Here is a 25196-nt window from a genome sequence, read left to right on the forward strand (position 1 = left end):
TTTTTTTATATAGTCAACAATAGGTTAATATTGAAAAAAACTAATTTTATTAGGAAATAAAATTGGTTAATCCTATTGTAAATTATATATTTGTCCGTTTTTATAAAATAGAATAATTAATTTATAGTAATAATGCAGAATAAAGGACTAATTAAATTTTTCGCAATTCTTTTCGCGTTGGTTTGTATTTACCAACTTTCTTTCACTTTTGTAGCTAATGGAATTAGTGAAGATGCTAAAACATTTGCAAAAGGAGATTTCACAAAAGAATTAAGATATCTAGATTCGATTGGAAAAGAAACGGTTTTCTTAGGGAAAACCTATAATGAAGTGAGAGATAATCAACTACAAAAGGGACTTGACCTTGAAGGTGGATTGAACGTAATTCTTCAAATATCTGTAAAAGATATTTTAAGCGGTTTAGCAAATGACTCAAAAAATGTAGCATTTGTTAAAGCTTTAAATGATGCAAAAACGAATCAAAGGGGAAATCAAGATTATATTGATGCTTTCTTTATTGAAGCTAATAATGCAAATTTAAAATTAGCAAGTTCTGACATTTTTGGAAATAAAAATTTAGATGAAGTAATTAAATTTGATATGACTAACGCTCAAATAGAGCCGATTATCAAACAAAAAGTTATTGAATCTGTAGAAAGTGCTTTTGGAGTTTTAAGAAAGCGTATTGACCAATTTGGTGTTACGCAACCAAACATTCAAATGTTAGGAAATTCGGGTAGAATTTTAGTAGAATTACCAGGTGCAAAAGATGTAGATCGTATTAAAAAATTATTACAAGGTACTGCAAAATTAGAGTTTTGGGAAACTTATAAAATAGAAGAAGTAGCTAATTATTTAATTTCTGCAAATGAAGTATTGAAAAAAACTGAAGTTGCAATTAAAGATGAAGTAAAAGATAAAGTTTCAACAGGAATAGACTCTTTATTAACGGATAAAGCTGATTCAACTCAAGTTCAATCAAATCCATTATTTGAAAAATTACAAATTACTCAACAACAAGGGTTATCAGTTTTAGGATATGCTAAAGTTACTGATACTGCTTTGATTGGTGGATATTTAAGGAGAAGTGATATTGTTTCAAATTTACCAAATGCTTTATCTAACATTAAATTTGTATGGGGAAAAACAGATGAAAAAACTCCAGATATTGTTGAATTATATGCATTAAAAAGAGGTAGAGATGGTAAAGCTCCTATTAGTGGAGGTGTTATTGTTGATGCTAGAGATACATTTGATCAATTAGGTAAACCAGCCGTTTCAATGCAAATGAACGGAACTGGAGCAAAAGAATGGGAAAAATTAACTGGAAAAGTTTCTCAACAAGGAAATGCTATTGCAATCGTTTTAGATAATATTGTATATTCTGCACCAGGTGTAAGTAGAGGAGCTATTTCAGGTGGACAATCTGAAATTTCAGGAAACTTTACGCTTAATGAAACTAAAGATTTAGCAAACATTCTTAGAGCTGGGAAATTACCTGCTGAAGCTAAAATTGTTCAATCTGAAGTAGTAGGACCATCTTTAGGAAAAGAATCTGTAAGAAGTGGTATGTTGTCATTCATTATTGGTTTCTCTTTAGTTCTTTTATGGATGGTTGTATATTATGGTAAAGCTGGTTTCTATGCTAATTTAGCATTATTAGTGAATATCTTATTCATTTTTGGTGCCTTAGCAAGTTTTGGAGCTGTGTTAACATTACCTGGTATTGCAGGTATCGTATTAACAATTGGTATGGCAGTAGATGCAAACGTAATTATATACGAGAGAGCAAAAGAAGAATTAGATTCAGGTAAAACAGTTGAAGAAGCTGTTAATTATGCTTATACATGGAAAGGAGCAATGTCGTCTATTGTAGATGCAAACGTTACTACTTTTATAACTGCATTAATCTTATTTGTATTAGGTACAGGACCAATTAAAGGTTTTGCAACTACATTATTAATTGGTATTATTACATCATTAATAACAGCTATATTTATTACAAGAATATTCCTTGACTGGAGTTTAAGTAGAAATGAAAAAATTGCTTTCTCTACATCAATTACAAAAAATTGGTTTAAAAACTTAAACTTTGATTTCTTAGGAAAACGTAAAATTGCTTATGTGATTTCAGGTACATTAATTGTATTAAGTTTAGTTTCTTTATTTACAAAAGGATTAAATCAAGGAGTTGATTTTGTAGGAGGAAGAACATACCAAGTTCGTTTTGATAAAGCAGTTTCTGCTCCACAAGTTACAGATGAATTAGTAGCTGTATTTGGAAGTGCTGAAGCTAAAGTTTTTGGTAATGACAATCAATTAAAAATTACTACAAAATACAAAGTAGAAGAAGAAGGTGAAGAAATAGATAAAGAAGTAGCAAATACATTATTTGATGCATTAAAGAAACATTTACCAGCAGATTTAACTTACGAGAAATTTGTGAATTCTTATGATGGTAAAAATATCGGAATTATGCAATCTTCTAAAGTATCTGGAACAATTTCAAAAGATATTAAAACAAACTCTATTTGGGCTGTTTTAGGATCATTATTTGTAGTTTTCCTTTACTTAATGATGTCGTTTAGAAAATGGCAGTTTGGTCTTGGTGCTGTTGCTGCTGTTGCGCATGATGTTATCATTGTATTAGGGATATTCTCTTTCTTTTATACAATTTTACCTTTCAATATGGAAATAGATCAAGCATTTATTGCAGCAATCTTAACTGTAATTGGATATTCATTAAATGATACGGTAATTGTATTTGACCGTGTAAGAGAGTATTTAGATTATAACTCATCGTCAGATTTTAAAGGATTAGTAAATAAAGCATTAAATACTACATTAAGTAGAACAATTAATACATCTGCAACTACATTAGTAGTATTACTTGCAATTTTCTTCTTCGGAGGAGATTCAGTAAAAGGATTCGTATTTGCTATTTTAGTAGGTATCTTAGTAGGAACTTATTCGTCATTATTCGTTGCAACTCCTGTAATGAATGATACTATGAGTGATAAAGAAGCTAAGAAAATGGCTGAGTTTAAAAAAGAAGAATAGTATTTAACATATTATATATAAAAAGAAGACCTGAATTTTCAGGTCTTTTTTTTATATATTTATAGGACTAAATTCTGTAATATGAAATATTGTAAACATTTATTTTTTCTTGTTTTTCTTTTCTTATTATCTTGTGATAAGGATATAGTTTATAGTAAATTTTATTCTGATTTTAAAGAAAATAGATGGTTGACCAAAGAAGTGAAATCATTTGATTTTTTAATTAAAAATAACGAATCTAAAGTAGATTTGATATTACATCTTGGTCATGTTTACGATTTCCAATTTCAATCGGTTCCATTTAATGTTATTATTTTTTATCCTGATGGTAAGAAAGAATCTATTCCTATTAATTTAAAAATAAAAGATGAAAATGGAAAAGATTTGGCAGATTGTTCAGGTGATATTTGCGATTTGTATTTTACAATCAAAGAAAAAATGGCATTGCAAAAAGGAAAATATAAAGTTGAAATTAAGAATAATTTTAGCGGAGATTACCTTCCCAATGTACTTGGTGTAGGAATTAAAGTAAAAAAACAATAGACTATTCTATATTAACAATCTTATTTTTTATTGCATACAAAACTAAACCTATTCTAGTTCTTATCTCTAATTTTGAAAATAGATTTTCTCTATAACCATCAATAGTTTTAGGGCTTAAACACATTTCATCAGCTATTTCTTTATACGTTTTTTCAGTACAAGCATGTTTGATGAATATAATTTCTTTATCTTTCAGTTCTAATCTTATATTTTTATTATTGTCTAATCTATTAATAAGAAGTCCAGAAACTAATTCAGTAAAGAAAAAACCTTTATCTGAAACAGTATTTAGAGCTTCTTCAAATATTTGAGGAGAAGTATCTTTTAGTAAGTATCCTTTAGCTCCATTTTTCATCATTTTTATAATGGTTTCCTCATCATCATTTACAGAAAGAGCAATTACTTTTGAACTTTCATGATTAATTTTAATCCATTCCATTGTTTTTAGTCCATCAAGTATTGGCATATTTACATCAAGTAATATAATGTCAATTTCATCCAAATTTATCTTATTTGCAACTACAGAATCAATAAAATCTTTTCCATTTTCAAAATTATTTACAACAATAAAGTCTTCAAAACTATTAATCAAAAATTTTAAAGATTGTGAGAATAATAAATGATCGTCAATAATTATTACTTTATTTTTAGTTTTCATTTTTCTTGTTTAAAAGGTATTCTAAAAGTAAAATTGTTCCATTATTATTAGATTCGATTGAAACAGTTGCTCCTATAAGTTTAGCTCTAAACTTTATATTGTTTAAGCCTAAACCCTTACTTGTCTTGTTTAAATCAAACCCAATACCATAATCTTTTAATCTAATTAATAGTTTTTTCTTTTCACAAGTAACGTCAATCTCTATTTTTTTACTTAATGAATGTTTTAAACTATTATGGATTGCTTCCTGAAAAATGCGATATAGAATTAATTCATGCTCTACATTAATTTTAGGAAAGGTCTCATCGTGATTAAAAACACATTCTATATTTTTTAACTTTTTAATTCTATCAAAGTCATTTTTTATAGACTCTATAAAGTTAGTATTTATTAAATTGTCTTTGTTAATTATTCTCGATAATATTCGAATTTCATCTAATGACTTGGCTAAGACATTCTTTAATTCATTTAAATCTGCTTTTGTAACTTTCTCTTCATTTTTTAAATACAAATTCACTTGCATTATTGCAACAGATATTATTTGACCTATATTATCATGTAATTCTTTACTTATTTCTGATAATGTTTGATCTTTTATTTCAACTCTAGTTTTAATTAATTCAGATTGAAAATGAATTTCAGACTCCATTTTATCTATAAGAAATTGTGTTTTCTTTTTCTGAAAATAAAAAAATAGCGCAAACAGTATTATTAGTAAAGTAAAAAATACAATACTAAGCGATATTACTAATAATTGTACCTTTTCTCTGTCCATATGAATCCTATTATAAAACAACTATGCATTAAAAAATTTAAAATAAACACTACAAAACTATAGATTGATTCTACTCTTTCTATTAAAAACCAATCAAGTGCTAATAAAAAAGGTAAATATGGAAGATGGAAAAGTAAAACACCTAATATAAACCAAAAATAAATTGACTTTTTAAAATTTAAAATCTTTTCAGAATTAAACATCTCAATTAAATATAAGCAAGATAGAATTAAAACAAAGAGAACACCTATTGCAAAACTATTGGTAAAAGTTTCATCAATATTATTTTGAATAAGTATAAAATTGATAGCATAAAAAATAATATAAATAACTAAGAATAGGTTTGCAATTGCTTTATATATGATTTTATGTACTAATAATTTTAGTAGGTATATATAGTAAATGAAGCTTATTAAAATGTAAAAATTAAATATGAAATAATTGATTATGCCTGTCCATTTGCTAAAATTGATTCCTAAAAACTCAATTATAACAGATAGCCATATCATAACCAAAATAGATTTAGCTTTGTTATTTGGTAGTTTGTAAAAGAAAAACAAACCAATAATTCCAGATAACAAAGCTAAATAAATAGTATAAAATCTTATATTTTCTAACATTTTTTAATTTGAAGGATACGACATTTTTGGAGGGTTTCCCATTGAACCATAATTTAGCGGACTAATTTCATCAACATCACTGCTTTGTCCTAATTCTTCTTTTGATGAATAACTTAGTAAACTACTTTTTTGCGCTTCTGTTTTATATCCAGTTGGACTTAAAAATATTGTAGTCATTCCCGCTTTTTCCTTATATTCTTCTTTATTTGGATATTTACCTATATAAAATCTGATGCCATCAATTTTATAGCCTTTTTCAATTCCTTCTGTTTTAATATGATTGATGTAATTTTCCAATTCTTCTAATGAATACCAAAAAGCATTTGCGTCATCCTTCGCATTTTTATTTGCAGTTGCAATTGCTTCTGTATGATTATTATTCAGTTCTTTAGCAAACGAATTCGTGATTAACTGTTTAGGTTTGCTGTAACTCATGTTGTCTTCTTTTGATTTAATTTCAATTGTCTGAAGATCATCTGCAATTAAAACGTTATTCATTTTTTTCATAATAGTAATGGTTTTAAATTGATATGGGACAAATGTATTCCTAACCTTAAAGTGAAACAAGGGGAAAATCCCCCTTTTTCAAAGGATAATTACTTTTTCTGTTGATTTATAGTGATTTATTAATAAGGATAGTACCTGTTTCTTATTTATAAGAAGCTTATTTAGTAATTGAATTCTCGTAAATAATTTATTTTATATTATTTTTCCTTTATTTTTGCTCAAAATAGAAAAATAGGTGAAAAGTAAAATTGAAGAGCAATTAGAGAAAGGATATAGCTTAGATTTGGGTAAAGTGATAGATTAAAGTATTGAAATATATAAGAAAACATTTCTTATTTCAGGATTAGGATATCTTTTACTAATTTTTGTAATGATTGTTTTATATAGTTTTTTATTTTTGTTTATATATGGAATTAATGATTTTGCAGACTTTGCAGTTGAAATGAATGAAATGAAGCTCGATTCAACATATTTAATTGGAAACCTTATTCTTTCAGTTGTTTTTGCATCATTAACAGCACCGTTAAACGCAGGATTTATAAAAATCTGTTTCTTAGCAAAAAGGAATGAACCTCTTAATGTTAGTACAATATTTGATTATTACAAAGGAAAGTATTTTAAGGATATCGTAATAGGTTCGGCTATAATTGCATTAGGAACGCTTATCTTAACAGGACTATTTGATTTTTTAGCATTATCATTTATAAATATAATTATACATATTATATTTAGTCTTTTTACAGTATTATTTATTCCTATAGTAATATTTGGAAATCAAAGTTTTGGTGAAGCTATTGAAAAAAGTATTAAATTAGTAGCAAAACAACCAATACATATTTTTGTAGCATTACTTATTGCAATTGTAGTAATTATGTTAGGACTTATAGGTTTATGTATTGGGATTCTTTTTACACTACCATTTTGGCCAGCAATGACTTTTGTATTGTATGATAATATTATAGGTATTGAAGAAGAAGAGAATATTATTGATCAAATAGGATCATCTGAGGTTTAATTTAAATAGATTATTTATGAAATGGCAAGGCAGACGTCAAAGTGATAACGTAGAAGATAGAAGAGGAATGTCTTCAAAAGGGAAAGTAGTTGCAGGTGGAGGAATTATAGGTATAATTGTCCTTTTGTTACAAATTTTTGGAGGTGATACAGGTAAGATGGTAGCTCCAGTTTTAGAACAAATGAATCAGCAACCTACTACTCAGCAAACAGAACAGAGAGAATTAACAACAGAGGAAAAAGAGCTTGGTCAGTTTGCCGCTACAGTTTTAGCAGATACAGAAGATATTTGGACTAAAATTTTTAGAGATAACCAAATAGGTGAATATGAAAAACCAAAAATGGTATTATTTACCGATGCTGTTCAAACAGCTTGTGGAGGAGCTAGTTCTGCATCAGGACCATTTTATTGTCCAGCAGATCATAAAGTATATATGGATTTACGTTTTTTTGAAGAACTTCGTACTCGTTTTGGAGCAAAAGGAGGAGACTTTGCAATTGCTTATGTTATCGCTCATGAAGTAGGGCATCATATTCAAACTTTACTTGGGACTTCACAAAAAGTAAGACAAGCACAACAAGGGAAAAGTAAGGTTGAAGCAAATAAACTATCTGTTTGTTTAGAACTTCAAGCCGATTTTTATGCAGGATTGTGGGCACATTATAATAAAAAGTATTTAGAAGCAGGTGATATTGAAGAAGCATTGAGCGCTGCTCATGCAGTAGGAGACGATGCTATTCAAAGTAAAATGCAAGGTCATGTGGTTCCAGATTCATTTACTCATGGTTCATCTGAGCAACGTATGAAGTGGTTTATGAAAGGTTACAATTCTGGAGATATTAATCAACATGATACTTTTAAAGAAGAATTGTAAAAAGATTTTAAATAAATAAAAATACCCCAAAAGTTTAATTAACTTTTGGGGTATTTTTTATGAAAAAAACTCTCCATCAATCATTACTTTTTCAATGAGATTATTTCCAAATTCATAAGGTAATTGATAATAGGATGTGAGTGGTTTTGTGACAATAATATTTGCTTTTTTTCCTTTAGTAATACTTCCATGAGTTTTACTAATTCCCATAGCATAAGCACCATTTATTGTTGCAGCATTAATAGCTTCTTCAGGAGTCATCTTCATTTTGATACAAGCTGTTGCTACAACAAAGTTCATGTTTCCAGATGGAGTAGTACCCGGATTAAAGTCAGTAGCAAGAGCTAAAGGTAAACCAGCTTTTATCATTTTTCTAGCAGGTGTATAAGGAATACTAATAAAATAAGAACAACTAGGTAAAGCAACTGGCATAGTATTACTGTTTTTTAGTACTTCAATGTCTTCATCAGTTACAATTTCTAAATGATCTACAGATAAGGCACCTTGCTCTACACAAGCTTTTATTCCTTCAATTGCAGTAAATTGATTTACGTGGATTTTTGGGATTAAACCATATTTTCTTCCTGCTTCCATAATTTTAACAGTTTCATCTACAGAAAAATATCCAGTTTCTAGAAAAGCATCTATATAATCGGCTAAATTTTCAGCAGCAATTTTAGGTAGCATTTCATTAATAATAACATCAATATAAGCAGCATGATTTTCTTTATATTCAATAGGAAAAGCATGAGCACCAAGAAAGGTAGCTTTTATAGGAAGGCTATAATTCTCTTTTAATCGTTTTATTACACGAAGCATTTTTAATTCGCCATCAATTGTTAAACCATAACCCGATTTTATTTCAACAGCTCCAGTCCCTTGTAGCATCACTTCTTCTAAACGGAGTTTTGATTGTTCATAAATCTCATCTTCAGAAGTTTCATTTAATTTTTTAGCCGAATTTAGAATACCACCACCACGATTAGCAATTTCCTCATACGATAATCCATTAATTCGATCTACAAATTCTTGAATTCTATTTCCAGCATAAACAATGTGCGTATGACTGTCAACCCATGTAGGTAAAATTACTTTTCCTGTAGCATCAATAACTTCAGTGTTTTCAAGTTTCGGACAGTTAGCCATTGTTCCAAAATCTTCAATGATATCATCTTTAATAAGTAAAAAAGCATTATCAATTTTTGGTAATATTGCCATTGCATCACCCGATACTTTGTCTATTGGATTAGTTCTTATTTGAAGAAGTTCTTTTATGTTGATAAAAAGTTTTTGCATGAAATAAAATTTTCACAAAAATAAGCAGCAATTTTTAAAAACACCTATCTTTATGCTTAAAAACTATAAATCTTGAGAAAATTAAGATATAAAAAAGGAAGAAAAGTAAATTCACAACCGTTAGAATATACAGGAGTTTATAAGGATAAGCAAACTGAAATGCAACTTTTTGTATTTAATGAAAAAGAGGTTGACGAATATGAAAAAATATCTGTAAAAGAGTTTAATGAAAAAAAGAAATTTGAATTAAATAATTGGCTTAATATTCATGGCCTAAATGATGTAGAAATCATAAAATCATTGGCAGAATATCTTCAACTAAATAGTTTAATTGTTTCAGACATTTTAAATATTACTAGAGGAACTCGATTAGATGAGTTAGATGATACCTTGTTTTTTAGTGTGAAATCTATCTTGCCAAATGATGACGAAGGAACTATATTGATTGAACAAATTAGTTTTTTACTACAGGATAATTTAATTGTATCTTTTCAAGAAAAGAGAGGTGACTTTTTTACGCATATAAGAGAACGTTTAAGAGGAAACACTGGAATTGTTCGTAAAAAGAAAGTGGATTATTTACTGTATTTAATGCTCGATTCAATTATTGAAAATTTTTATATTACTATAGAAAGCAAAGAAAATAAAATAGAATCTCTTTTATTAGCTTCAAAAACTTCTGATAGTCCAGAAATAATGGAAGAAATTGAGAAGTTAAGGGAGATTTTTCATTTGTTAAAACGTTCTATTACTCCTTTGCGAGATGCGTTATTTACGATTAAAACCATTAAAGATGATGATGAGTTTGATTGTATAGAAACAGCGAATTATATTTTCTTTGGTAGGTTGCACCAAAAGGCATTGGAACTTTTGGAACAAATTGATTACGATATGAAAACTTTAGATAGTGCAAGCAATTTTTTCTACACTGCTCAAAGTCATAGAATGAATGAAGTGATGAAAACATTAACGGTTATTTCATCAGTTTTTTTACCTCTTACATTTATAGCAGGTATATATGGAATGAATTTTAAACATATGCCAGAACTTGAATATCGATACGGATATTTTATCATTCTAGGAGTAATGATTGTTTTAGTATTATTAATGCTTTATTATTTTAAAAAGAAAAAATGGTTTTAAATATGAAATAATTAGAAAAACTATGAAAGAAAATATATTTGTTAGCTCAATATCAAAAAAAGAATTTCCAATAAGTGAAAAAATATCAGCAAAATCTATAAGGAAACCAATTTTTGATTTAATTGTAAAAGAAAATAATTCGTTTACAAATACTAGTGTAATTTCTATATCTGAATTGAATAAATATAGAGAAAAATATATAGGTTCATTATTGTTAAATGAAGAAGAAGAGCTTTCAGGGCTAGAAAATATGGTTTTAGACTCTATGAAAGATAAAAGTAGTTTAAGTCAAATTATTGAAGTTAAATCTAAAAGTACTTTTGGACAAAAAATTGCAGACAAGGTTGCTCAATTTGGAGGAAGTTGGACTTTTATTCTTTCATTTCTGTTTTTTTTAATTGTTTGGATTATTGTTAATGTTTTCCTTCTTATAAATAAAGGTTTTGATCCTTATCCATTTATTTTATTGAATTTGATTTTATCTTGTATTGCAGCTCTTCAAGCTCCAGTAATTATGATGAGTCAAAATAGACAAGAAGAAAAAGATAGAGAAAGAGCAAAAAATGATTATATGATTAATCTAAAATCAGAATTAGAAATTAGAATGTTGCATGAAAAAATAGACCATTTAATTCTACATCAAGAACAATCAATGCTTGAAATTCAAAAGGTTCAAATTGATATGATGAATGATATAATTGATAAAATAAATAATCCTAAAAGTTAAATCATATTTTCAGGTTTTACCCAAAGATCAAAATCTTCTGCTGTAACATAGCCTAATCGAATTGCTTCTTCTTTTAAAGTGGTACCGTTTTTATGAGCTGTTTGTGCTATTTCGGCCGCTTTATAATATCCAATTTTAGTATTTAACGCTGTAACAAGCATTAATGAATTAGCAACTAATTCATCAATTCGTTTGTTGTTAGGTTCTATTCCTTTAGCACAATTCTCATTAAAAGAGTTGCAAGCATCGCCTAATAATTGTGCTGATTGAAGAAAATTAGCAATAATCATAGGTTTAAAAACATTTAATTCATAATGTCCTTGTGTCGCACCTATTGTTATGGCTACATCATTCCCCATTACTTGAGCACAAACCATTGTTAAAGCTTCACATTGTGTTGGGTTTACTTTACCAGGCATTATAGATGAGCCAGGTTCATTTTCAGGAAGTAATAATTCTCCAATTCCCGAACGAGGACCAGAAGCTAGCATTCTAATATCATTAGCTATTTTATTTAAGGAAATTGCTAGTTGTTTTAATGCGGAATGACTTTCAACGATTGCATTATGAGCAGAAAGAGCTTCAAACTTATTTGGAGCAGTTATAAACGGATAACCTGTAAATTTTGAAATATAATGAGCTACTAATGTATCGTAATCTTTAGGTGTATTTAAACCTGTTCCAACAGCTGTTCCTCCAAGTGCTAATTCAGACAGACTTGATAAAGAGTTTTTTAAGGTTTTTAAACCGTTTGCTAATAATTGAGTATATCCAGAAAATTCTTGACCTAAGGTTAAAGGTGTTGCATCCATTAAATGGGTTCTTCCTATTTTAACAATGTCTTTGAAGCTTTCAGATTTATGTTTAAAAGTATTAAGTAGATTTTCAATAGCAGGAATAGTTTTTTCAACAAGCATAATATAAGCAGAAATGTGCATAGCAGTTGGAAAAGTATCATTTGAAGATTGCGATTTGTTAACGTCATCATTGGCTTTTAAAACGGGTTCTGTACCAATTTCTTTCTTCATTAAAAGCTGCGCTCTATTAGCAATAACTTCATTTACATTCATGTTAGACTGTGTTCCAGAACCTGTTTGCCAAATAACTAAAGGAAAATGGTCATTTAATTGTTCTTCTATTATTTCATCACATACTAGAGTAATTACATCTCTTTTTTTGGTAGAAAGTACTTTTGATTCTGTATTTGTGTAAGCTGCGGCTTTTTTCAAATAAGCAAAAGCTTTAATTATTTCAAAAGGCATTGATGCTTCTGTTCCAATTTTAAAATTGTTTCTTGAACGCTCTGTTTGTGCACCCCATAATTTATTTTCAGGAACACGTACTTCACCTAATGTGTCTTTTTCAATTCTATATTTCATACTACTTTTTATTATTTAAGAAAATTACAATTTATCAGGGTTTTAAAGAAATAAAAAGTGTTATTATATTGCTAAAAAAAATAAATACTAGTATCTTTGGCATGAATTCATAAATTCCGGAAAACATGTTTGAATTTGATCAGTATTTAGGTTTTTTACTTTTCTTAACCATTTTAACAATCGGGTTTTGGTTAATGATTTTTTTAGCGTCGTTTGTACCTTATTGGTTAGGTGGTGCTATTGTTGAATTAATCAAAGAGAAAAGAGCCAAAAAACAGCAAGAAAGACAAGAATAATAAATAATAATTATTTTTCTTGTTTAAAAATAAAAAAGGACTGCATTTGCAGTCCTTTTTTTTATATTATCCCATGAAGTCATCTCCACCGTTATCGTCTCTTCTCTGATTTTCTCTTTCATTTTTCTGCTTATTAAATCTATAAGTAAAAGAAAGATTAATTTGTCTTTGTCTCCATTGAAATTCTGAATAACTAGTTATATTTTCTAAATTAGTTTCAGAACGTCTTTTTCTAGAATTAAATAAATCGCTAACATTTAATGCAATTGTTCCTTTGTCTTTTAAAACATCTTTGCTAAATGCTAAATTTACACTAGTCATTGATAATCTTTTACCTTGTGCATTATTTTCTGGTGCACTATAGGTTGCATTTGTTTGCCAATCAATTTTGTATGGTAATGTAATTTTAGAAGAAACTCTTGCAAACCAACTTGATGCTACATTATCGAAATTTTGAACGATTTCTTCATTTAATGAATTTATATATCTATAATCTCCTTTTGTTTCGTTTCTATAAAGATTGAAATTAGTATTCAATCTCCACCATTTATATGGAGAATAATTTACATTAAATTCAAAACCAGATCTAAATTCTGTTGCTAAGTTAATAGGCGTTGCTTCAATAACGGGAACACCATCAACGATTGATCCAGATTCTCTTCTGATGAATTGGAACGAATCATCTGTTAAATTAGCATAAACAGAGGTGTTGAATGTTACTTTATTCCATCTTTTTAAATATCCTAAATCAAATGCATTTGTATAAGCAGGATTTAAATCAGGATTTCCTCTAAAAATATTAATTCTACTTGAATAAGTTGAAAAAGGATTTAAGAAACGACCTCTTGGTCTATTAATTCTTTTACTATAGCTTAAACTTAAACTACTTGTTTCCGAAAATTCATAGTTTACAGTAGCAGTTGGGAAGAAATTATTATATTTTTTAGTATTATAATCGTTAACCGAAATTGAGTTTACATCAATATTACTATCTTCAAAACGTAATCCTAAGAAATAAGAAAATTTATTGATTTTTGAACCAAATTGAACATAGAAGGCATTTACATTTTCGTTATATTCTAATAGATTTGAATATAAATCATTTCTAACCCAGTTTCCATTGTCTAATAAATCAATTTGGAAATCAGTTAGGTTTTTTTGAAAACTACCACGATATCCTGCTTCAAAACGAGATTCTTTTCCTATAGGTAATACATAATCAGCTTGAAAAAGATTGCGTTGTTGAGTTTGAGGATTTAATGTTCTTTCAACAAATAATGAACTAGGATCGTTTAAAACTTGATCATTAATTATAGAATTGTCATTTTCTCTGTTTTGAGAGAACGACATATCAATTGTTAATTTGTGATCTTCTTTTTTAAAGTTTTTTGTAAAATTTGTAGCGTATTCAAAAGTTAAATCTTTACTTCTTTGATCGTTAAATCGATTTCTAGTATAAGTAGGATTTCTTAATTCATCAAAATTATAGAAAAATACATTATCTGGATTTTCTCCTCTACTATTCTGTATCGTTAATGAATTTGTCCAGCTAGTTGATTTATTTATAAATAATTCTATTCCAAAGTTTGTATTATATCCTTTGTTTAAACGTTCATTATTTCTTTTTTCATCAATATAGTTTTGAATAACACCATTATCAAAGTAAGTAGAATTATTAAATGAATTCCCTAGAGAAGTTCTATAATTATAACCAGTATTTGAAAATAAATTGAATTTATCACTTCTATAGTTTAAACTTGAGCTTACACCATAGCTTTCAGGATCACCAGCAGAAACTACAAACGAACCATTTAATCCTTGTGCTTTTCCTTTTCTTAAAATAATGTTTATAATTCCACCACTACCTTCAGCATCATAACGAGCAGATGGGTTGGTAACAACTTCTACTTTTTCAACAGAGTCTGCTGGAAGTAATTTTAAAGCATCTGCAATATTAATTCCAGCTAAACCAGATGGTTTTCCGTCTATTAAGATTCTAACATTTTCATTTCCTCTAAGAGCAACATTTCCTTCTGGATCAACTGTAACAGATGGAACATTATCCAAAACATCACTAACTGTTCCACCTTTTACCATCATATCTTTTCCTACATTATAAACTCTTTTGTCTAGCTTTATTTCTACAGTAGAGCGTTCCGCAATAACTTCAACAGCTTGTAATTGAGCAATATCAGCTTCTAAATATACAGTACCAAAATCGGTATTAGTATTATATGTTTTATTTTTAAATTCAACAGTTTTGAAAGAAATAAACTCAAATCGAACATTATATGTCCCAGATTGTATTTCAAAGTTAAAATCACCATTTAAATCAGTAACACCACCGCTTAATTTTTCAGGGTTTTTAACATCCTGAAATACAACAGTTGCGTATTCTAAAGGTAATGTAGTTCCTTTTTCAATAATTTTACCAGAAACTTTAATTCTTTTTGCATCTGGTCTTTGTTGAGAAAAAACCATCATTGGTAATGAGAGTAAAAAGAAAAGGGCGGTTAATTTGTAATTCTTTAGCATGATAAATTTGTATGTTTTTCTTTAAGACAGCAAATTTATGTTTAGGTTTAATCTACACTTCCCAATAGTATGTTAAAAAAACTATAGAATTTTGTTAATCATTTCTAAAGGTCGTGCTATAACTGCTTTATTATCATTCACAACAATAGGTCTTTCTATTAATTTAGGATGATTTAACATAGCGTCAATTATAGCCTCATCAGAAAGTTCTTTCCCTTTATAGTCATCAATCCAAATTTTTTCTTTTACTCTTACTAATTCAATAGGTCTTATTCCTAATTTTTTTATTACGTCTTTCAATTCTTCTTTAGAGAAAGGCTCGTCCATATATTTTCTTAATATAAAAGGCTTGTTGAAAGATTCAATTTCGCATAAACCTTCTCTCGATTTTGAACATCTTGGATTGTGGTAAATTGTTATCATAATAGTATAAATTTTAATACAAAGGAAATGATATTATTGTTTGTAACAAAATACTCTTAAATTTGACTGATTTAAAAAAATAAAAATATGTACTTAGAACAAGTAAAAAAATTCACTGCCAATCCTATTTTGTATTTTATATTTCCTATTTCCTTTATTGGTTTAATAGCAGCAAATTATGTGGCAAGTGAAGGAGTAGATACTAATGAATTACTACAACAAATGATTAACTCCGTTGGAGTTAATGGTGCTTTTATAATGCTTATAGCTCCACTTTCCGTAGGAGTATTTGCTATTTGGTTTTGGGTTAAGTTTATTCAAGGGCAATCTATAAAAAGTTTAACAACATCAAGAGCGAAAGTAGATTGGAAACGTATCTTTTTTTCTTTTTCACTATGGAGTTTAATTACTATAGGAATGACCTTATTAGCCTATTACTCAACACCAGAAGATTTTGTATGGAATTTTAATCCTCAAAAATTTGCAATATTTTTTTTAATAGCTATAATTTTAATTCCATTACAAACAAGTTTTGAAGAATATTTGTTTAGAGGTAATTTTTTACAAGGATTAGCATTGGTTACAAAAAGTAGATTAGTACCATTATTAATTACTTCAATATTATTTGGGCTTATGCATATTGCAAATCCAGAAGTAGGGAAAATAGGTTTAATAATCATGGTTTATTATATTGGAACAGGTTTGTTTTTAGGAATTTTAACCATAATGGATGAAGGATTAGAACTAGCTCTTGGTTTTCATGCTGCTAATAATTTAGTAGGAGCACTTTTAGTTACTGCTGATTGGACTGCTTTTCAAACACATTCTATTTTAAAAGATGTATCCGAACCATCTGCTGGATTCGAAATTATATTTCCTGTTTTAATTGTTTTTCCTTTGTTGTTATTATTGTTTTCAAAAGTTTATAAATGGAAAAATTGGAAAGAAAAACTAACAGGACCATTAGAAATCAATAAAGGAGCTGAAATTTAATAGAAAGAATAAAAAATGATGGTAACGCATAAAAACGTACATAATAGATTTAAACTCAATGGATATCATTTTAGTTATGATGATTTATGCAGAGTAGCATATTGTTTTATTAAAGAAGGAAATGAAAATGAAAGATATGTAGGTGAATTTCTATTAGAATGGTTAGATGATAGTTCATTTTTAGAAGTTCAAACATCAGGAACAACAGGAGTTCCAAAAATAATTAAGCTTGAAAAACAAGCCATGATTCAATCAGCATTAGCTACTGGAGATTTTTTCCAATTAGAACCAGGAAATTCTGCTTTACTGTGTTTATCTGCAAAGTATATTGCAGGGAAAATGATGCTTGTAAGAGCCATAATTTTAGGATTAGAGCTTGATATTGCATTGGTAGACGCTAATCCTTTAGCTTTAGTCAATAAAGAATATGATTTTGTAGCAATGGTTCCGCTACAAGTTGAAAATTCATTACAGAAATTACATACAATTAAGAAATTAATTATTGGTGGAGCTGCTTTATCAAAACTATTAATTCATAAGATAGAAAAAATAGATGTAGAAGCTTATGAAACATATGGAATGACTGAAACAATTACGCACATTGCAGTTAGAAAAATTGGAGATGAAAATTTTAAAACATTACCTAATGTAATAGTTAAAGTAGATGCTCGAAATTGTCTTTTAATTGAAGCACCAAAAATTATTACAGAAGAAATAATAACTAATGATATTGTTGAAATTATTTCAGAAAAGGAATTCAAATGGTTAGGTCGATTTGATAATGTGGTTAATAGTGGAGGAGTGAAGCTATTTCCAGAACAAATAGAAGCTAAGTTGCAAGACACTATAAAAGATCGATTTTTTATTAGTAGTGAAAAAGACGAAAAATTAGGTCAAAAACTTATATTAGTCATAGAATCAGAAGAAAAAGAATTACCACTTTCATTTTTTGATGCATTGGATAAATTTGAAAAACCCAAAGCTATTTATTTTATCCCAAAGTTTGTTGAAACTAAAACAGGGAAAATAAACAGGAAATTAAGTTTAGAAAAACAAAAAGGAGCTAATTAGCTCCTTTTAAATTTTTATTGATTCACTTTAATGAAAAAGTGATTTGTTAAAACTTCTATATCATTAAGATTTGGAATTACTTCTTTTGATTTTTGCCATTCATTAGTAGCATCCAACCTCATTTTTTTACCTTCAATCATAATATCTACAGGCATTTCAAAGTTAGGGACATTAGTTATCCATCTATATTGAAAACGCTTTTTATACTTTTTAAATTCAAGTTTTGGAATAGTTGTATATTGAAGATATTGTTCAAAAATAGGAGTTAAGTTACGACCAGTTTCTTTATTGAAAAAATCTACAACTGTTTTAGTATCAATAATTTGTTTTCTAAAAGTTTCTGAATATTTTAAAATAATATCCCACCATTTTTCATCATTGTTTACTACGTGTCGCAATGTATTTAAAAGCAAAGCACCTTTATAATACATATCACCACTTCCTTCATTGTTTACACCATATTGACCAATTATAGGTTTGTCATTTTGCACATTTTGAGACTGACCATTGATATATTTCATGGCAGCATCATATCCTTTCATGCATTCAACAAATACGGTTTCGCTATAAGTAGTAAAACTTTCATGAATCCACATATCGGCAATATCTTTACTTGTAACGCTATTACCAAACCATTCGTGACCTGTTTCGTGAATAATAATAAAGTCAAAGTTCATTCCTTCACCAGTTCCCGATAAATCTCTACCTAAATATCCTTTTCTATATTTGTTACCATAAGCAACAGCACTTTGATGTTCCATTCCTAAATAAGGAGTTTCTACTAATTTATAGCCATCTTCCCAAAAAGGATAACGACCAAATTTAGCTTGAAAACATTCCATCATTGGTTTAACATCGGCATCAAAATGATTTTTAGCTTTTTCTTCATTTTCTCTTAAAACATAATAATCTAAATCTAAATTATCCATTTTGTCCTCAATATGAACATAATCTGCAATATTTACTGTTATGGTATAATTGTTAATTGGATTTTTTACTTCCCAATTCCAACGTGTGTAGCCATTTTTTAAATCTTCAGATCCTTTGAAACGTCCATTTGAAACATTCATCAATCCGTTCGGAACGGCCACTTTTATAGTTGCACCATTATTAGGTTCGTCTGTTTGAGAATCTTTCACAGGATACCACAAACTAGCACCTGTTCCTTGAACTGCTACTGCTACAAAATGCTTATCGTTACTATCTTTTTTAAATACAAAACCACCATCCCAAGGAGCATTTTTTGCTACTTTCGGTTTTCCCGAATAATAAAAACGCACTTTATCATTGGTATCTTTTGCTAATTCCTTTGGAAAACTAATAAAAACAGCATCATAATCACGTTCATACTTTAGTTTTTGATCATTCCAAACAATAGAATCTACATGCATATTATCAAATAAATCCAATTGAATTTTTGAAGTAGGTTCTACTACATTAAAAGTAATATCATTATATCCAACAATACTTCTTTCATCTGGATTAATTTTAATATTCAAATCATAATGCTGCACATCAAAACAATTACGCTCAAAGCGTAATCCTCCATGTAATGAATCTCTACGAGTAAAGTTTTGTGCTGATAATTGTTGCAAACTAAGTGCAAGTATACTTAGTAAAAGTGTTTTTTTCATTTGGTACGCTTTGATAATAAGTTGTTAATTGTAAACATGAGTTACAATTAATCTTTATAATATTCAAAAATTCTTGTTGCAATTATTGTAGGTGTATTTATATCATTAGTTAAGTACATATAGCATTTTGTCCAATTACCATACTTATCATATTCATACTTGTAATATTTATCATTATTATGGGATACTAAACCTCTTTTTCCAGGAGGAGGCAAAAACTCATGCTTGTATTTTTTACTCGTTATATCTTCGTGTTCGTTGTAGGTTATTATTGTTGTATCATTTAAAAAACGTTGATAAAATTCATCTTTAAATCTATTATCTATAAAAATTTCTTGCTTTTCTAAATACCCTTTTGTAGGATGATAGGTAAACTTCTTTGTTTGTACTGCAATTCTTTTGGTTTCATCTTCTGGGTCTATACAACTTACTATTTCTTCTGTCACTCTATTGTTATCGTTGTACTTAAAATTAACCTTAGGCTCTCTAGAAATACCCAAAAGCACAAAATCGAAAGATTGGGATCTTAAACTTTGCTCAGCCATTTCAAAAGTTAACTCTATTATACGATCTTTATCATCATATGTATAAAACGTTGTTTCGTCCCAGTCTTCTTCTTTTAAATCTTTATACTTCGTTTTCTCTTGTTGCAAAGGAAATTTCTCCCATTTTTGCCTGTATACAGAATCACACATATAGAATCTATTCTCTTTTATTCTTCCTCCTTTCTCATCTATTATGTACCAATTCACATATTCATCAAAATCGGTTCGATCAAATTCCTCCCATTCATAAATTTTATATCTATTTAATTGCAATTTATACAAATCCCCACCCATATAATGTTTATAACTGTATTTGGGTTTATAATTATATTTTTCCTGTATATCTATGGTGTCTCTAAGCCAATTATCTGGAAAAGGTGATACTGTAGTATCAATACTTTTTAAGAACTTTGGCACCAAAGAATCATATTCCATATTATTTTCACCATTACCATACATTTCATAACTTCCAGGTATTAATCCCTTTTTATCATATTGAAGAACTCCTTGAGCTAATATGTAATCATGATCATGTTCCCTAAATGAAAAAAATTTTTTATATACTTTTTCTTCATATTTTCCTGTTCTGTTAATTACCTTATATTGTATTATTCTCTTAATAGGCCCTTTCAAATTTTGAGAAATACCAGGATAATTACAATCTATACCTCCACCCCAATTTTCATTTACATTCTCTTTTTGAGAAGAACACTTAATAAATGTTAGACTCAAAATGAAAATAACAAGATTTTTAAATATCGTTTTCATATATTTTATTTTCAAAATTTAAATATAAGAGTTTGGATTTAAAATTTTATAATTTAAATAAAATAAGATTTTAATTATGAGGTAAAGGATACTAGTACAACTTTACTTTGGTATTAAAGAATAATGAATTGTTAAATATTTTTTAATCGGATAAAATAGCTTTAAATTTGAAATTATTTATTTGAAATGAATCGGTTTAATCTTTTTACCATATGTATAGTTCGAAGTTTTATCACTTTGAATTATTTGCATGATGATTCTTTTTTAAAAAGTTCTAAAGACTTCATTAAATAATCCCTGTCAAGCCCATGGCAGGGAAAATTCTATTTTCTTACTCAAAATAAATAATAATCATTTGCTTTTTGATGCTTTTGTGCTGAATTCAATTTTGAATTTAGTTGGGTATTTATTTAGGTTTTATTAAAGCATTTGTAAAAAAAACAGAAATAATGAATCAAGATATTGTATTGACAACAGGAATTTATGACTTAATTAAAGATTTACTAAGAAGAAAAAAAGTAACACCATTTGTAGAAGATCAATTAATAGTACAATTAAAACGTGCCAAACAAATTAGACGCAGAGAATTGCCCGATAATGTAGTTACTATTGATTGCAGAGTCACTATTAAAGATCTTAATACGAATGAATTGCAAACGTTTACCTTTGTAGCTCCCTCAAAAGCTAAAAGAAGAAATAATACGGAGTCAATTGTAGGTGAAGTAGGATTAGCTTTAGTTGGAAATAAAACAGGAGATCAAATAAAATGGGATTTTGGAACAGGAGAAAAAAACATTGAAATTGTTAATGTAGAAAAATTTCAGAACAAGCAGTAATAGAGCCAAAATATAATTTTAGTTAAGTAAAAAAGTGGGTTTCAATTATCCGAAACTCACTTTTTTAAAATTCAGCATTTGCTATTATTGTCATCCTTTCTTTTAAAATAGGATGGTTAAATGTGATTTCTTCTGCATGAAGGTGCAATCTATTAGCTTTAGTTCCATATAAATCATCACCAACAATAGGAGAATTTAGTCCTAACGAATGGGATGCATGAACTCTCAATTGATGTGTTCTACCAGAAATAGGGAAGAAGTGAATACGTGTTTTTCCGTCTTTTCTTTCGATTACTTTATATTCAGTTCGGGCTTGTTTTCCATGCTCATAACAAACTAATTGATTTGGACGATTGTCTAAATCTACTCGTAAAGGTAAATCAATAAAACCTTCATCATTTGAAACAATATTTTCTAAAATGGCTACATAGCGTTTTTTAATTGTTCGTTTAATAAATTGAGATTGTAAATCTTTATAAATATCTTCCGATTTAGCAATTAAGAGTAATCCAGAAGTAGACATATCTAAACGATGTACGATTAATGGTCCGGTTGCACTTGGATATAAATCTTTTACCCGTTGATAAACAGAATCACTTACATTTTTCCCAGGAACAGATAAAAATTCAGCAGGCTTATTTATAACAGCTAAAAAATCATCTTCAAAAACAACCGAGATATCTTTTCCTTCTGCGGGATTTTCTAAAAACGGATTATCTTCCAAAGGAATATCTTTAAGCATGTGAGCTAAGATGGGTTCACATTTACTTCTACAAGCAGGATAAAATTGCTTATGTTTTCTAACTTCTGATTTAGGCGACTGTCCCCACCAAAATTCGGCCATACTTATAGGCCTCAAGTTATGATGAAAAGCATAATGAAGTAATTTTGGTGCAGCACATTCTCCAGCACCAGCAGGTGGATTATTATTAAAAATTTCACCTACACTTTTTAGTTCTTTTGCCTGATTAAAAAAAGAATAACTATCAAATAATTGTTGTTGTAATTCTCCTGATTTTTGTTTTCTAAGTTCTTTTAAACTGTTAATCTTTGAAGTAAACTTTGCAAGTTCATTTTCTATATTTTCAGTTTGATAATTCCAGTATTTAGTCATTTTTTTTAACAGAATACTTTCTTCTTTACTTTCGTTACTTAGTTCTTTTTGAAGTATTTTAAAGTTTTCAAAATCAAGATTTTTCTCTCCTTCAATTCTTCGTTCATCTCTAAGTGTTTTTAATCTTTTAATCCTTTCTTTTTGATTTGAAATATCTTCTAAAGCTTTCTCCTTAGTTGCAATGACTTTCTTTTTTGTTACAATATATTTAGGCGTTTTTTCTAATACTTCAATTTTTCTATTAATAGCATTTAAAACTTCCTCTTCTCTTTTGAAGAAGCCATCATGTTGTAACATATCAAAAACAGGAGGAACAAAATAATCATGATGATTGTTCTCAGCTAATTTTCCTGAAAAAGCCCATAAATAGCCCAGTTTTTTACTTTCGTTTTGGCAAACTAAAACACCAAACATTTTACCAATAACTAATCCATCTTGATTTTTATCTAATCCAAAATTATGTTGGAAATTAGTTTGCGTTTCTAAATAATTTTGCAACTCTTTCGCTGCAATAACACTTAAAGCATGTGGTTCATAATAAAAAGGGAAAGTGAATTTTTTAGGTAAATCGTTACTATCTATCTGAGTTGGAAATGGTATGAAATGGGGAGGAAGTATCATTCTTCTAATTCTAATTTTGATTTGTTTTTGATGTCTTCTAGTATATAATTTAACTCTGGGTCATTGTTATTTAACCTATCATTTAATGATGGTATTATTGTTACATCAGGATAAATACCATGACCTATTACATCTGTTTTTTCTTGAGCATTAACATACATTAAACCAATACGCATTTTTACTTTAGAGTTAGGCAGCGTTATTTGTGGCATAAACCCAGCAACAGTTCCATTATATTCTCCACCAGTTTCTTCACCTACAAAGATAGCTCTTTTATTTGCTTTTAGCTTAGTAGACAAAATACTAGATGCAGAGAAACTACCTCCATTTATTAATACATAAACATTCCCATTAAATCTTAAATCGCTTGATTTTTTTTCTTTTGCATTTGAATTAAAGTAATAATTTCCATCTTCTTTTTTATGTACTTTGAAAAACATATAACTATAAAAGAAAGGAGAAAGAATCCCTTTAACTATAAAAGAAACTGGTTTTGAACCCTTGAAATAATCTGTTTGCAATAGACTTGTTTTTCGGGTAACTTCAGATTCATTTACAAAAGTATATGTAGAGTCAGGAGCTAAATAGCTATATAAGCTACTAATTTCGTCAATTCTACCACCAAAATTATTTCTAATATCAATAATTAAATTTTTAGTTCCTGTTTTCTTTAAAAGATCAAAATTTTCTTTATAAAAACTATTATAATTACCTATTGTGAAACTTTTAATTTTCATAATAGCAGTACAACTGTCTTTTGCTGTAAATGTTAATTCTCTATTGTATTTTTTAGTGTCTTTGTTATAGCCTAATTTACTTAATCGTCTATTTACCTTTATGAGGCTATCTCTTTGAACTTTAGTGAATTTTTCGTTTTTCTTCTTACTCGTTTTATCAGAAACAGTGTCTTTGTTAATCCTTTTTATCCAGAAAGATTTATCATTATTAAATTGAAAAGCAACACTATCTTGTATTTGATATTTAAAGGTGAAAAAAGTACCTAAACGTTGCGCAATAAATTTATCTTGAAAAGTAGTATTATAGCCATCCGAAGTAATCCACGTTTTAGCATCATTTATAAGATTTTGTACGGGCTCATTATTTATTTGAGTCAATTCATCACCTATTTTTATAGAGTCTATTTTAGATTTATTTTCTACAACATATAATTTGTTATCAAAAATTTCAAATTCAAACTGACTAAAAGAACTAATTTGTTTTTTAAGATTCTTCTGTTCTTTTTTAGAATAGCGTTTCAGTTTTGGATAAGTAAATAAATGACCTTGTCTCACTTCTGAAACAACGGGACTCAATTTTGTAAAAAAATCATAGCTTGTAAGAGGTTTTGTAATAGATGCCTTTAAACTATCAAACTTATAATCCAGTTTTTCTTTACTAATATATTGATACAATTTAGGTTGCATTTTTTGCAACTTTTTATAGGCATAATCAACATCTTTGTGTAATTGTTTTACCTTTATTTCTTTATATAAAGTTTCATTGTGTTTCTTAACAGATGTACATTGTATCAATAATAATCCTAAGGCTAATAGTATTATTTTTCTCATAAAACAGGAATTAAAGTTCTATAAAGCCGAAATTATAAGATTTTTTAGGAAACACATAATTTTTGAGTTTTAATTAACAAATAAGCGAATTAAATAACAATATTATTGTAGCTTCTAATCGTCTTATGAAGAAAAAATAAACTAATCAGTATTAAAATAATACCATTAATTAAGTATTCAATATTTTTATTTTCC

At 28.1% G+C, this 25196-nt stretch carries 22 protein-coding genes; 10 read left to right on the top strand and 12 right to left on the bottom strand.

The window, feature by feature from the left end; genetic code table 11:
- Positions 1-132 precede the first annotated feature (132 nt).
- Both secDF and SY27_RS00325 read left to right on the top strand, forming a co-directional pair.
- Positions 133-3060 carry a protein translocase subunit SecDF gene (gene secDF / locus SY27_RS00320; protein ID WP_045966373.1) on the top strand — a complete coding sequence of 976 codons (2928 nt, stop codon included), beginning with the start codon at positions 133-135 and terminating at the stop codon, positions 3058-3060.
- An 81-nt stretch (positions 3061-3141) separates the two neighbouring features.
- Positions 3142-3603, top strand: a complete 462-nt coding sequence (locus tag SY27_RS00325) for a hypothetical protein (protein WP_045966375.1) — start codon at positions 3142-3144, stop codon at positions 3601-3603.
- A 1-nt stretch (position 3604) separates the two neighbouring features.
- Here SY27_RS00325 and SY27_RS00330 read toward each other — a convergent pair whose 3' ends face one another.
- The 4 genes from SY27_RS00330 to SY27_RS00345 form a co-directional block, all read right to left on the bottom strand.
- A complete protein-coding gene (locus SY27_RS00330; protein ID WP_045966376.1) occupies positions 3605-4261 on the bottom strand; it encodes a response regulator transcription factor in 657 nt (218 codons plus the stop codon).
- The gene (locus SY27_RS00335; RefSeq protein WP_235270871.1) at positions 4251-4910 is read right to left on the bottom strand and encodes a sensor histidine kinase; all 660 of its coding nucleotides are present in this window, start codon (positions 4908-4910) and stop codon (positions 4251-4253) included. Before SY27_RS00335 ends, SY27_RS00330 begins: the two co-directional genes overlap by 11 nt.
- 98 nt (positions 4911-5008) lie before the next feature.
- Positions 5009-5656 carry a hypothetical protein gene (locus SY27_RS00340; protein ID WP_045966378.1) on the bottom strand — a complete coding sequence of 216 codons (648 nt, stop codon included), beginning with the start codon at positions 5654-5656 and terminating at the stop codon, positions 5009-5011.
- A 3-nt stretch (positions 5657-5659) separates the two neighbouring features.
- Entirely contained in the window at positions 5660-6163 is a 504-nt protein-coding gene (locus SY27_RS00345; RefSeq protein ID WP_235270872.1) for a hypothetical protein, read from the bottom strand.
- Between the two features lie 370 nt (positions 6164-6533).
- Between SY27_RS00345 and SY27_RS00350 the strand changes: the two genes are divergently transcribed.
- Both SY27_RS00350 and SY27_RS00355 read left to right on the top strand, forming a co-directional pair.
- Entirely contained in the window at positions 6534-7178 is a 645-nt protein-coding gene (locus SY27_RS00350) for a hypothetical protein (RefSeq protein WP_045966379.1), read from the top strand.
- Positions 7179-7194: 16 nt separating this feature from the next.
- Positions 7195-8052 carry a neutral zinc metallopeptidase gene (locus SY27_RS00355; protein ID WP_045966380.1) on the top strand — a complete coding sequence of 286 codons (858 nt, stop codon included), beginning with the start codon at positions 7195-7197 and terminating at the stop codon, positions 8050-8052.
- A gap of 57 nt (positions 8053-8109) precedes the next feature.
- Here the strand turns inward: SY27_RS00355 and hutI are convergent, their stop codons facing one another.
- Positions 8110-9348 (bottom strand): imidazolonepropionase, encoded by a 1239-nt coding sequence (gene hutI, locus SY27_RS00360; protein WP_045966382.1) that lies wholly within the window; start codon positions 9346-9348, stop codon positions 8110-8112.
- A 72-nt stretch (positions 9349-9420) separates the two neighbouring features.
- Between hutI and corA the strand changes: the two genes are divergently transcribed.
- Both corA and SY27_RS00370 read left to right on the top strand, forming a co-directional pair.
- Positions 9421-10491: a magnesium/cobalt transporter CorA gene (gene corA, locus SY27_RS00365; protein WP_045966384.1), complete on the top strand. Its 1071-nt coding sequence runs from the start codon at positions 9421-9423 to the stop codon at positions 10489-10491.
- Positions 10492-10513: 22 nt separating this feature from the next.
- Entirely contained in the window at positions 10514-11218 is a 705-nt protein-coding gene (locus tag SY27_RS00370; protein WP_045966386.1) for a DUF1003 domain-containing protein, read from the top strand.
- On the opposite strand, the gene fumC is transcribed toward SY27_RS00370, so the two are convergent.
- Complete coding sequence (gene fumC / locus SY27_RS00375; RefSeq protein WP_045966388.1) at positions 11215-12597, bottom strand: class II fumarate hydratase; 1383 nt, start codon at positions 12595-12597, stop codon at positions 11215-11217. The two genes, SY27_RS00370 and fumC, sit on opposite strands and share 4 nt — an antisense overlap.
- Positions 12598-12722: 125 nt before the next feature.
- Here fumC and SY27_RS18955 point away from each other — a divergent pair, with 125 nt between their 5' ends.
- Positions 12723-12893: a hypothetical protein gene (locus SY27_RS18955; RefSeq protein WP_045966390.1), complete on the top strand. Its 171-nt coding sequence runs from the start codon at positions 12723-12725 to the stop codon at positions 12891-12893.
- A 66-nt stretch (positions 12894-12959) separates the two neighbouring features.
- On the opposite strand, the gene SY27_RS00385 is transcribed toward SY27_RS18955, so the two are convergent.
- Together SY27_RS00385 and arsC are read right to left on the bottom strand one after the other, a co-directional pair.
- Positions 12960-15428 carry an outer membrane beta-barrel family protein gene (locus SY27_RS00385; protein ID WP_045966392.1) on the bottom strand — a complete coding sequence of 823 codons (2469 nt, stop codon included), beginning with the start codon at positions 15426-15428 and terminating at the stop codon, positions 12960-12962.
- Between the two features lie 81 nt (positions 15429-15509).
- Positions 15510-15851: an arsenate reductase (glutaredoxin) gene (gene arsC, locus SY27_RS00390; protein ID WP_045966394.1), complete on the bottom strand. Its 342-nt coding sequence runs from the start codon at positions 15849-15851 to the stop codon at positions 15510-15512.
- 87 nt (positions 15852-15938) lie between these two features.
- On the opposite strand from arsC, the gene SY27_RS00395 reads away from it, so the two are divergent.
- Together SY27_RS00395 and SY27_RS00400 are read left to right on the top strand one after the other, a co-directional pair.
- Positions 15939-16844: a CPBP family intramembrane glutamic endopeptidase gene (locus SY27_RS00395; RefSeq protein ID WP_045966395.1), complete on the top strand. Its 906-nt coding sequence runs from the start codon at positions 15939-15941 to the stop codon at positions 16842-16844.
- Between the two features lie 15 nt (positions 16845-16859).
- Positions 16860-17915 carry an AMP-binding protein gene (locus tag SY27_RS00400; RefSeq protein ID WP_045966397.1) on the top strand — a complete coding sequence of 352 codons (1056 nt, stop codon included), beginning with the start codon at positions 16860-16862 and terminating at the stop codon, positions 17913-17915.
- A 14-nt stretch (positions 17916-17929) separates the two neighbouring features.
- Here SY27_RS00400 and SY27_RS00405 read toward each other — a convergent pair whose 3' ends face one another.
- Positions 17930-19549, bottom strand: a complete 1620-nt coding sequence (locus tag SY27_RS00405) for a M1 family metallopeptidase (protein WP_045966398.1) — start codon at positions 19547-19549, stop codon at positions 17930-17932.
- 47 nt (positions 19550-19596) lie between these two features.
- Positions 19597-20862, bottom strand: coding sequence for a hypothetical protein (locus SY27_RS00410; protein ID WP_045966400.1), 1266 nt, complete (start codon positions 20860-20862; stop codon positions 19597-19599).
- A 449-nt stretch (positions 20863-21311) separates the two neighbouring features.
- On the opposite strand from SY27_RS00410, the gene SY27_RS00415 reads away from it, so the two are divergent.
- Complete coding sequence (locus SY27_RS00415; protein WP_045967416.1) at positions 21312-21698, top strand: GreA/GreB family elongation factor; 387 nt, start codon at positions 21312-21314, stop codon at positions 21696-21698.
- 64 nt (positions 21699-21762) lie between these two features.
- On the opposite strand, the gene SY27_RS00420 is transcribed toward SY27_RS00415, so the two are convergent.
- Complete coding sequence (locus tag SY27_RS00420; protein WP_045966403.1) at positions 21763-23433, bottom strand: RluA family pseudouridine synthase; 1671 nt, start codon at positions 23431-23433, stop codon at positions 21763-21765.
- Positions 23430-25001, bottom strand: a complete 1572-nt coding sequence (locus tag SY27_RS00425) for a S41 family peptidase (RefSeq protein WP_045966405.1) — start codon at positions 24999-25001, stop codon at positions 23430-23432. Before SY27_RS00425 ends, SY27_RS00420 begins: the two co-directional genes overlap by 4 nt.
- Positions 25002-25196 lie beyond the last annotated feature (195 nt).

Source organism: Flavobacterium sp. 316 (genome assembly GCF_000967805.1).
Taxonomy (GTDB): domain Bacteria; phylum Bacteroidota; class Bacteroidia; order Flavobacteriales; family Flavobacteriaceae; genus Flavobacterium; species Flavobacterium sediminilitoris.